We start from the raw sequence: 10,787 nt of genomic DNA on the forward strand, positions 1-10,787 counted from the left end.
GCCTCGCGCTCAGCGACGCCGGCCGCAAGGTCGCGGCCCGCTGGGGGCGGCACGTGGCCGATGCGATCGACCCGAGCCTGATCCCGGCCGGCCCGTTCTGGACACGCAAGTGGCCGACGCTGCGGACCTTGATGTCCGCGGCCCATGCGGATCGTTTCAGGCCCCCGGACGCCTGAACCCAGCGCAGCGGGTGGTTCCCGCAACCCGGCCGCAACCGGGTCATGCTCACTGCACGCCCGGTGTCACGCTGAACCAGTTGAGGTTCCAGCCCCCCGTCTGCGCCTTGAAACCGAACTTGTGCGTGCCCGCGGTCAGCGTCAGCGTGGCCTTCACCGTGGTCCAGTTCTGCCAGCCGCCGGTACTCGGTACCGACACCGTCGCATACACCGGCGTGCCGCCCGCCTCCTCGAACGAGAACCAGCCGCCGCCGTCCAGGCTCGCGACGCGGAACGCGATCGTGTAGGTGCCGGTGCTCGGGATCGTGATCGGCGTGCCGGCATACGACAGCCAGTCGCCCGCATCGATGTAGCCCACCGACTGCCCGCCGCCGCTGTCGGTGGTGGCCTCGGTCTGCACGCCGCTCATCTGCGAGAACGTGCTCGCCTTCACGGTGGCGATCGCCGTCCCGCCGCTGTCGGCGCGCTCGACCTGCAGCCAGTTCAGGTTGAAGCCGCCGGTCTTGGTCGACACGCCCAGCACCTGCTTGCCGGCCTTCAGCGCGACCACGTGCGACACCGTCGTCCAGTTCTGCCAGCCGCCGGTGCTGGCGATGTTGACCGTGCCGAACACCGGCGTGCCGCCGCCCTGCTCCAGCTGCAGGCTCGCGCCGCTGCCGGCACTCGCCACGCGGTACGAGACGCGGTAGTTGCCGTCGGCCGGCACGTCGACCGCATAGGTCATCCAGTCGCCCGCGTCGATGTAGCCCAGGTTGCTGCCGCCGCCCGCATCGGCGGTGGCCTCGACCTGCACGCCCGACATCTGGCAGAAGCTTTCCGCCTGCAGCGTCGCCGGCAGCACGGTGTTGCTGCAGGTCGTCGGCGCAGGCGCCGGCCAGCCCTGCACGATGCTGCGCGCGAGCTTGCCCGACGCGGTCAGCGACGCTTCGGGCCAGCCGCCGGTGGCGCTCGCGCCGCCCACCAGCGCGGCCGAGCCTTCGGGTGCGTCGTCGAGTGCCCAGTTCGCATTGCTCAGCTTGCGCGCCTTCATGAAATCGACCCAGGCATTGGTCTCGGCGGTGGCCACACCGCCGTTGCCGTCGGCATTCACCGAGCCCCATTCGGTGACGAACAGCGCGAGGCCGTTGTTCATCGCGGTGGTCGCCTTGTCGCGCAGCCACTGGCCGTGCGTGCCGGCGTAGAAGTGCAGCGTGTAGGCGATGTTCGAGTAGCCGGTGATCGGGTCGCGCGACGCCACGTCGGCATCCTGCGACCAGTTCGGCGAGCCGACGATGATCAGGTTGTCGGGGTCGATCGCGCGGATCGCACCGATCACCGCCTGCGCATACGGCTTCACGTTGCCGCTCCAGCTCGCGTCGTTCTTCGGCTCGTTGTAGATCTCGTAGATGACGTGGTTGTTCTTGCCGTAGGTGCGCGCCATCTCCTGGAAGAACTCGATCGCCTGCGCCTGGTACTGCCAGGCGTAGTGCGAGTGCCAGTCGATGATCACGTACAGGTCGTTGGCGATCGCCGCATCGACCACCGCCTTCAGCCGCGCCTTGTTCGAGGCCGGGTCCTGCAGGTAGCCCCCGGCGTCCTCGACACCCATCGCGGCGCGCACCACCTTCGCCTTCCAGTCCGACTTGAGCCAGCCCACGGTGCTCGCGTTGTAGTACTTCGCGCCCGGCCAGCCGTTGTTGCTCCAGTAGTAGCTGACGCCCGACAGGCTGCCCGGCGTGCCGCCCACCTGCAGCTGGTTGCCGCTGACCGACAGCGCCGGCACGTCGGCCAGCGCGGGGCCGGCCGCGAGCACCGACAGCAGCGCGGCGGCGAGGCCCGCACGCAACGACGACACGGAATTCCTGTTCGACACCATCACGCTCCCTTCTGGTTTGAAACCGTTTTCAAAAATGAGGGCCAAGCGTAGGCGAGATTCGCGATGGCGCGCATCGCGCGCCGGGTAACAGCGGGTTTCAGTGCGCAGGTTTCAGTGAACCGGGCCCGGTCCCGATTCAGGCCTGCGGCCCGTCCGCCGGCAGCTGGATGCACACGGTCAGCCCGCCGCCGTCACGCCGCCTCGCGTCGATCCGTCCGCCGTGCGAGACGATCGCGCGGCGCGCGAGCGCCAGCCCGAGCCCGGTGCCACGCACCGACTCGCTGCCTTCGAGGCGCACGAAGGGCTCGAACATCGCCTGCAGCTTGTCTTCCGGCACGCCGGGCCCGCGGTCGGACACCAGCACCTCGAGCGTCTTGCCATGCGCGGGCAGCCGCACCTCCACCTCCACCCGCGTGCCCGGCGCCGTGTACTTGACCGCGTTGCGGATCACGTTCTCGAACGCGCGGTAGACCAGGTCGCCATTGACGTTCGCGACGAAGGCACCGCCGCCGCTGCGCAGCTCGACGCTGCGGCCTTCCGCGGCCCGCGCCTCGAAGCCCGCGTCGTCGGTGATCGCCACCAGCAGCTCGACGAGATCGACCCGCGCGGTGGCCAGCCGCTCGCCGGCCGGATCGTCGGCCGATTCGAGCCGGTGCAGCGTCAGCAGCTCCTCGACCAGCAGGTCCAGCCGCTGCACCTCGCGCTCGATGCGCTCGTGCAGCAGCCGCGCGCCCTCGGCATCCTGCCGGCTCAGGCCGATCGCCGCCTGCATGCGCGCCAGCGGCGAGCGCAGCTCGTGCGACAGGTCGTGCAGCAGCGTGCGCCGCGTCGCCTRCATCAGCTGCAGCCGCTCGGCCATGCGGTCGAACTCCTGCGCGACCGCGACGAACTCGTTGCTGCGCGGGTCCATCAGCGGGCGCACCCGCGTCTCGAAGCGCTCCTGCGCCGCGCGCTGCAGGCCCCAGCGCAGATGGCCCAGCGAACGCGACAGCACGCTGGCGACCCCGGCACTGAAGATCAGGCTGATCAGCGCCCCCAGCGCGATCGGCAGCAGCGGGAACAGTCCGTCGTCCGGTGGTGGCCGGTGCCCGGTGAAATGCAGCACCGCCACCGAGGCCCCGAAGGCCATCATGCAGATCGCCCACAGGCTGACGAACAGCTTCCAGAAGGTCGCCATCAGTCCACCAGCAGCTGGTAGCCCATGCCGCGCACGCCCTGGATCCACGATTGCCCGTCCGCGCGCGTGCCGAGCTTCTGCCGGATGCTGCTGATGTGCACGTCGATGCGCCGGTCGAAGCGCTCGAGCGGCCGGCCGAACGCGCGCTTCGAGATGTCCTGCTTGCTGACGAGCTGCCCCGCCTGCCGCGCCAGCACCTCCAGCAGGCTGAACTCGGTGCCGGTGAGCTCCAGCGGCACGCCGCGCCACAGCGCGCTGCGGCTGCCGGGCATCAGCTCCAGCGCACCGGCCTGCAGGCGCCGCGACGGTGACGCGCCCTCGTCGCCGGCGGGCGTGACGCGCCGCAGGATCGCGCGCAGCCGCGCCACCAGCTCGCCCGGCATGCACGGCTTGGGCATGTAGTCGTCGGCGCCCATGTCGAGGCCGACGATGCGGTCGATGTTGTCGCCGCGCGCGGTGAGCATCAGCACCGGCAGCCGGCTCGTCGCACGGATGCGGCGCAGCGCTTCCATGCCGCTCAGCTTCGGCATCATCACGTCGAACACCGCGATCGCGTAGCGCCCCGACAGCGCTTCGGCCACCCCCGCCTCGCCGTCGTGCACCGCGTGCGCATCGAAACCCTCGCGCTGCAGGTACTGGCCCAGCATCGACGTGAGTTCGGCATCGTCATCGACCAGCAGCACGGAAATCATCGGCGAAGTATGGCGCGGCGACAGCCGCCGACACCCTTCGCCCGCCCGCTTTTACCCAACTTGACGCAGCCGAACACCGCCCGACAGAGCGCTTTCCTACGATGAAGGCATGTCCAGATTCCTCGTCAAACCCGTTGCGCTCGGCGTCTCGCTGGCGCTGCTGCTGAGCGGCTGCGCAGTCGTCGGCCCCGACTACCAGGCCCCCGCGGTCGCCACCGGCAGCACGTGGCAGGCCGCGCTGCCGCACCACGGCAGCAGCGTGCAGCTCGCCAGCTGGTGGTCGGCCTTCGACGACCCGACGGTCGCGCGCCTGGTGCAGATGGCCGAGGCCGACAGCCCGTCGCTCGCGACCGCCGCGGCCAACATCGCCGCCGCGCGGGCCGCGCTCGGCAGCGCCCGTGCGTCGGCAGCGCCGTCGCTCACGGGCAGCGCTTCGGCGAGCCGGTCACACCAGCGCACCGACGGTGTCACGAGCGACACGACGACACGCAGCGGCGGCCTCGACGCCTCGTGGGAGATCGACCTGTTCGGCAAGCTGCGGCGCGGCCGCGAAGCCGCGCAGGCCCGCGTCGATGCGCGCGGCGCCGACTGGCACGAGGCCCGCGTCTCGCTCGCCGCCGAAGTGGCCGACACGTACGTGCAGTACCGCGCCTGCCGGCTGCTGGCCCGGCAGGACGAGAGCGAGGTCCGCTCGCAGCTGGAGACCGTGCGCCTCACGCAGGTCAAGGTGCGCGCCGGCTTCAGCGCCGCCTCCGACGGCGACCTGGCCGAGGCCAGCGCCGCCAGCGCCAACGCCACGCTGATCGCGCAGCAGACCGAGTGCGAAGGCCTGGTCAAGTCGCTCGTCGCGCTGACCGGTGCCGACGAACCGGCGCTGCGCACGCTGATCGACGCGACGCCGCCGGCCGTGCCGATCCCCGATGCCTTCAGCGTCGACGGCGTGYCGGCCGACCTGCTGCGCCAGCGGCCCGACCTGGTCGCCAGCGAGCGAGCGCTCGCCGCCGCCAGCGCCGAGATCGGCCAGGCCGAGGCCGGCCGCTACCCGAGCTTCACGCTGGGCGGCACGATCAGCGTGTCGTCCTCCAGCCTCGCCGGATCGACCCGCAGCGCGTCGTTCGGCCCCAGCCTGTCGATCCCGCTGCTCGACGGCGGGCAGGCGCGCTCGGCGGTCGACTCGGCGCAGGCCGCGTACGACGCCGCGCTCGCCGGCTACCGCAGCGCGGTGCGCAGCGCGGTGAAGGAGGTCGAGACCGCCCTCGTCAACCTCGAAGGCGCGGCCCGCCGCAGCCGCGATGCCCGCACCGCGGCCGAGCGCTACCGGCGCTACTTCACCTCGGTGCAGGCCGACTGGCGCGCCGGCCGCAGCAGCCTGATGACGCTGGAGGAAGCGCGCCGCGCCGCGATCTCGGCCGAGACGACGCTGCTGACGCTGCAACGCGACCAGGTGCGCGACTGGGTCGCGCTCTACAAGGCGCTGGGCGGCGGCTGGACCGTCGACACCCTGCAAGCCACCGCCCCTTCAACCCCCGGAGCCCGACCATGAAACCAAGCCTGAAGACCACCGCGATCGCCGCGGCCCTGCTGATCGCCATCGGCGGCGGCGCCTGGCAGGTGTGGGGCGGCACCGCCTCGGCCGCCCCGGCACAGGCCGCCACGCCGGCCGCCGCGCTGAGCGTCGCGCTGACCACGCCGACCCGCACCGCCTGGCCGCAGACGCTGCAGGCCAGCGGCACGCTGAGCGCCTGGCAGGAGGCCGTGATCGGTGCCGAGACCGGCTCGTTGCGCATCACCGAGCTGCTCGCCGACGTGGGCAGCCGCGTGCGCCGCGGCCAGCTGCTCGCGCGCCTGGCCGACGACGCGCTGCAGGCCCAGCTGCAGAAGCAGCAGGCCGCCGTCGCGCAGGCCCGCGCCGGCCTCGCGCAGGCGCAGATGAACCTGCAGCGCGCCGGCGCGGTCGACGGCAGCGGCGCGCTGTCGGGCCAGCAGGTCGACGACTACCGCATCGCCGAGGCCACCAACCGGGCGGCGCTCGCGTCGGCCGAGGCCGACCTGCTCGCCACCCGCATCCAGCTGTCGCAGACGCGCATCCTCGCGGTCGATGACGGCATCGTGTCCTCGCGCAGCGCGGTGCTGGGCAACGTGGTGCCGGCCGGCACCGAGCTGTTCCGGCTGGTGCGCCAGGGCAAGGTCGAATGGCGCGCCGAGCTGGCCGCCCGCCAGCTCGCCCAGGTGCAGGCCGGGCAGGTGGCGCACCTGACGCTCGCGAGCGGCCAGGTGATCGAAGGCCGCGTGCGCCTGGTCGCGCCGACCTTCAGCACCAGCACCGGCCGCGCGCTCGTCTACGTCAGCCTGCCGGCCGACAGCGCGGTGCAGCCCGGCCTGTTCGCCAACGGCAGCATCGACGGACCGGTGACGCCGGCGCTGACGCTGCCGCAGACCGCGCTGGTGCCGCGCGACGGCCGCAACGACGTGTTCCTGCTGAAGGACGACGGCACCGTCACGCGCCGCACCGTGTCGATCGGCCGGCGCATCGGCGACCGCGTCGAGGTGCTGACCGGCCTGAAGGACGACGCCCGCGTCGTCGCGAGCGGCGGCGCCTTCCTCTCCGAAGGCACGCCGGTGCAGGTCGCGCAGGCCGCCCCCGCCGTCAAGCTGACCCTGAACGACAACCCGAACCCGCAAGGCGCCCGCCCGTGAACATTTCCTCCTGGTCGATCCGCAACCCGGTGCCGGCCGTCCTCGTCTTCGTGCTGCTCACCGTGCTCGGGCTGATCGGCTTCCACAAGCTGCAGATCCAGGACTTTCCCGACATGGACCTGCCGACCATCATGGTGTCGGCCTCGCTGGAGGGCGCCGCGCCCGCGCAGCTGGAGACCGAGGTCGCCCGCAAGATCGAGGACAAGCTCGCGTCGCTGACGCGGCTCGACCACATCACGACCACCATCACCGACGGCACGGTCGCGATCACCGTCAGCTTCGAGATCGAGAAGGACGCCGAGGTCGCGCTCAGCGAGGTGCGCAACGCGGTCGACAGCGCGCGCGCCGACCTGCCGGCCAGCATGTCGGCACCCACCGTGTCGAAGAGCACCGCGGCGAGTTCGTCGCTGCTGACCTTCACCGCCGCCTCCGCGTCGATGGACGAACAGGACCTGTCCTGGTTCGTCGACAACGAGCTGACGAAGGCCCTGCTGTCGGTGAAGGGCGTGGCCGCGGTGCAGCGCATCGGCGGCATCGACCGCGAGGTGCGCATCGAGCTCGACCCGGCGCTGATGGCCGGCCTGGGCATCAGCCCGGCCACCGTCTCGTCGCAGCTGAAGGCGGCGCAGACCGACAGCTCCGGCGGCCAGGGCGACATCGCCGGCCAGCGGCAGTCGGCGCGCACGCTGGCCGCGGTCGGCTCGGCGCAGGAGCTCGCGGCGATGAGCATCGCCCTCGGCGACGGCCGCAGCGTGCGGCTCGACCAGGTCGCCCGCATCGTCGACGGGCCGGCCGAGCGCACGTCGCTCGCGCGGCGCGACGGCGCGCCGGTGGTCGCGCTGCAGGTGTCGCGCTCGAAGGGCTACTCCGACGTGACGGTCGCCGGCGCCGTGCGCCGCGCGGTCGCCGCCTTCGGGCAGGCCAACCCGTCGGTCGCGCTGGCCGAGGCCAGCAACACCGTCGCGCCGATCGAGGACAACTACCGCGGCTCGATGCACCTGCTGCTCGAAGGCGCGGTGCTCGCGATGCTGGTGGTGTGGTGGTTCCTGCGCGACACGCGGGCCACGCTGATCTCGGCGGCGGCGCTGCCGCTGTCGATCCTGCCGACCTTCGGTTTCATGGTCCTGGCTGACTTCTCGCTGAACACGATCACGCTGCTGTCGCTGTCGCTCGTGATCGGCATCCTGGTCGACGACGCGATCGTCGAGATCGAGAACATCGCGCGCCACCTGGCGGCCGGCAAGACGCCGTACCAGGCGGCGATGGAGGCGGCCGACGAGATCGGCCTCGCGGTGGTCGCGACCACCTTCACGCTGGTCGCGGTGTTCCTGCCGACGGCCTTCATGTCGGGCGTCGTCGGCAAGATCTTCCGGCAGTTCGGCGTCACCGCCTCGGTCGCGGTGCTGTGCTCGCTGCTGGTGGCGCGCCTGCTGACGCCGATGATGGCCGCCTACCTGATGAAGGCGCGCGGCGCGCCGGCGCCGCACGAGGCCGCCGACAGCGCGCTGATGACGCGCTACCTCGGCTGGGCGCGCAGCGCATTGCGCCGGCGCAAGACGACCGTGCTGGCGGCGCTCGCGTTCTTCGCGCTGTCGCTCGCGCTGATCCCGCTGCTGCCGTCGGGATTCCTGCCCGCGCAGGACAACGCGCAGACCCGCGTCACGCTGACGCTGCCGCCCGGCAGCACGCTGGCGGAGATGGACGCGGTGGCGAGCGAGGCCTCGCGCCGGATGCGCGCGGTGCCCGGCGTGAAGCAGGTGTTCAGCGCCGTCGGCATCACCGCCGGCGAGGACCACCCCGGCACCTCGTCGAGCGCGAGCACCAGCAGCAACAGCGCGACGCTGACGGTCGACCTGGTACCGCGCGGCGAGCGCGCGAGCAAGCAGTCGGCGATCGAGGCCGAGCTGCGCGGCGTGTTGCGCGGCCTGCCGGGCGTGCGCAGCGCGGTGGGCGGCGGCGGCAACGGCGAAAGCCTGCAGCTGACGCTGGCCGGCAACGATGCGGCGGCGCTCGACCAGGCCGCCGCGGCGCTGGAGAGCCAGCTGCGCACGCTGCACGGCATCGGCAACGTGACATCCAGCGCCGCGCTGCAACGGCCCGAGGTGCAGCTGACGCCCGATGCAGCGCGTGCCGCGGCGCTGGGCGTGACCGCCGGGGCCGCCGCGGATGTCCTGCGCATCGGCACCTACGGCGACTACTCGACGGCGCTGCCCAAGCTGAACCTGCCGCAGCGCCAGGTGCCGATCCGCGTGCGCGTCGAGGCCTCGCAGCGCGACAGCCTGGCCGCGATCGGCCAGCTGCGCGTGGCCGGCAGCGGCGGCAGCGTCGCGCTCGCATCGCTCGGCGAGCTGGCGATCGGCAGCGGCCCGGCGCAGATCGACCGGCTCGACCGCGAACGCAACGTGACGCTGACGGTGGAGCTGGCCGGCCGCACGCTCGGCGAGGTGCAGCGCGAGGCGCTGGCGCTGCCGGCGCTRCAGCACCTGCCGGCCGGCGTGCACCCGGTCGAGCAGGGCGAGCTGCAGCGCATGGGCGAGCTGTTCGAGAGCTTCGGCCTCGCGATGGCGATCGGCGTGTTCTGCATCTACGCGGTGCTGGTGCTGCTGTTCCACGACTTCCTGCAGCCGGCCACCATCCTGTGCGCGCTGCCGCTGTCGCTCGGCGGGGCCTTGTTCGCGCTGCTGGTCACGCACCTGAGCTTCTCGATGCCGTCGGTGATCGGGCTGCTGATGCTGATGGGCATCGTGACGAAGAACTCGATCCTGCTGGTGGAGTACGCCATCATGGCGCGCCGCACGCACGGCATGGGGCGGCTCGACGCCCTGCTCGATGCCTGCCACAAGCGCGCGCGGCCGATCCTGATGACGACGATCGCGATGGGCGCGGGCATGCTGCCGAACGCGCTCGGGCTGGGCGCCGAGGCGAGCTTCCGCCAGCCGATGGCCGTGATCGTGATCGGCGGGCTGCTCACGTCGACGGTGCTGAGCCTGCTCGTGATCCCGGTCGTGTTCACCTATGTCGACGACCTGCTGCTGGCGATCCAGCGGCTGCCGTTCACCAGGGCGACGCGGGCTGCGTCGGGTGCCCCGTCCAGCGCTCGATGACCGACGCCAGCATCGCGGTGCTGACCGGCTTCGTGACGACATCGTTCATGCCGGCCTGCAGGCAGCGCTCGCGGTCGCCGTCGAGCGCGTCGGCGGTCAGCGCGACGATCGGCGTGTAGCCGCCCTGCTCGCGCTCCCAGGCGCGGATCTGGCGCGCCGCGTCGTGGCCGTCCATCACCGGCATGTGCAGGTCCATGAAGATCAGGTCGTGCCGGAACTCCTGCGCGGCGCGGAAGGCGGCCGCGCCGTCGGACGCGATGTCGACCTCGCAGCCCAGCTTCACCAGCATGCTGTGCAGCACCATCTGGTTGACCGGATCGTCCTCGGCGAGCAGCACGTGCGCGCGCAGCGGGCCGCGCGGCTCGGCCGCTTCGGCAGGCAGCGCCGACAGCGTGGTGGCGGCCGGTGCCGGCGTCGCGGTCGACTTCTTCATGTCCAGCTCGACCCAGAAGGCCGAGCCGACGCCCGGCTCGCTGGTGACGCCCAGGCGCCCGTCCATCAGCTCCACCAGCTGCTTGACGATCGCGAGGCCCAGCCCGGTGCCGCCGTGGCGGCGCGTGCTGCTGCCGTCGACCTGCGTGAACGCATCGAAGATCAGCCCGAGCTTGTCGGCCGCGATGCCGATGCCGGTGTCCTCGACCCGAAAGCGCAGCCGCACCGCCTCGGGCGTGTCGGCGAGCAGCGTGACGACCAGCGCGACCGTGCCGCGCTCGGTGAACTTGATCGCGTTGTGCAGCAGGTTGACCAGCACCTGCCGCACCCGCACCGGATCGCACTCGACGACGGCCGGCAGCGCGGTGGGCAGCGAGCAGCTCAGCGTCACCGGCTTGTCGCGGCCGGCGAAGCTCATCAGCTCGACGGTCTCGGCCGCGAGCGTGCCCACGTCGACCGCGACCGGGTGCAGCGTGAGCTTGCGGGCCTCGATGCGCGACAGGTCGAGCACATCGTCGATCAGCGCGAGCAGCGCCATCGCCGAGCGGTGCGCGGTCTTCGCGTAGCGGTGCTGGTCGGGCTGCAGCCCGGTCGTCAGCAGCAGCTCGGTGGTGCCGAGGATGCCGTTCATCGGCGTGCGGATCTCGTGGCTCA

The 10,787-nt window shown here is 72.1% G+C and carries 7 protein-coding genes; 3 read left to right on the forward strand and 4 right to left on the reverse strand.

Annotated elements, in window-relative coordinates:
* Window positions 1-225: 225 nt before the first annotated feature.
* The 3 genes from AC1D15_RS07985 to AC1D15_RS07995 form a co-directional block, all read right to left on the reverse strand.
* Window positions 226-2,028: a carbohydrate-binding protein gene (locus AC1D15_RS07985; protein WP_477825561.1), complete on the reverse strand. Its 1,803-nt coding sequence runs from the start codon at window positions 2,026-2,028 to the stop codon at window positions 226-228.
* A gap of 139 nt (window positions 2,029-2,167) precedes the next feature.
* A complete protein-coding gene (locus AC1D15_RS07990) occupies window positions 2,168-3,208 on the reverse strand; it encodes a sensor histidine kinase (RefSeq protein ID WP_477825562.1) in 1,041 nt (346 codons plus the stop codon).
* Window positions 3,208-3,900 (reverse strand): response regulator, encoded by a 693-nt coding sequence (locus AC1D15_RS07995; protein WP_047506747.1) that lies wholly within the window; start codon window positions 3,898-3,900, stop codon window positions 3,208-3,210. Before AC1D15_RS07995 ends, AC1D15_RS07990 begins: the two co-directional genes overlap by 1 nt.
* A 109-nt stretch (window positions 3,901-4,009) precedes the next feature.
* On the opposite strand from AC1D15_RS07995, the gene AC1D15_RS08000 reads away from it, so the two are divergent.
* From AC1D15_RS08000 to AC1D15_RS08010, 3 genes are read left to right on the forward strand one after another with little or no spacing between them, the layout of a single operon-like run.
* Window positions 4,010-5,443 carry an efflux transporter outer membrane subunit gene (locus tag AC1D15_RS08000; protein WP_477825563.1) on the forward strand — a complete coding sequence of 478 codons (1,434 nt, stop codon included), beginning with the start codon at window positions 4,010-4,012 and terminating at the stop codon, window positions 5,441-5,443.
* Window positions 5,440-6,597: an efflux RND transporter periplasmic adaptor subunit gene (locus tag AC1D15_RS08005; RefSeq protein ID WP_477825564.1), complete on the forward strand. Its 1,158-nt coding sequence runs from the start codon at window positions 5,440-5,442 to the stop codon at window positions 6,595-6,597. Before AC1D15_RS08000 ends, AC1D15_RS08005 begins: the two co-directional genes overlap by 4 nt.
* The gene (locus AC1D15_RS08010) at window positions 6,594-9,701 is read left to right on the forward strand and encodes an efflux RND transporter permease subunit (RefSeq protein WP_477825565.1); all 3,108 of its coding nucleotides are present in this window, start codon (window positions 6,594-6,596) and stop codon (window positions 9,699-9,701) included. The genes AC1D15_RS08005 and AC1D15_RS08010 overlap by 4 nt, the downstream gene beginning before the upstream one ends.
* On the opposite strand, the gene AC1D15_RS08015 is transcribed toward AC1D15_RS08010, so the two are convergent.
* Window positions 9,652-10,787 (reverse strand): ATP-binding protein (locus tag AC1D15_RS08015; RefSeq protein WP_477825566.1); only part of this gene is annotated, 1,136 nt, incomplete at its 5' end. The two genes, AC1D15_RS08010 and AC1D15_RS08015, sit on opposite strands and share 50 nt — an antisense overlap.

This window comes from Rhizobacter sp. P2_H2 (assembly GCF_056403375.1).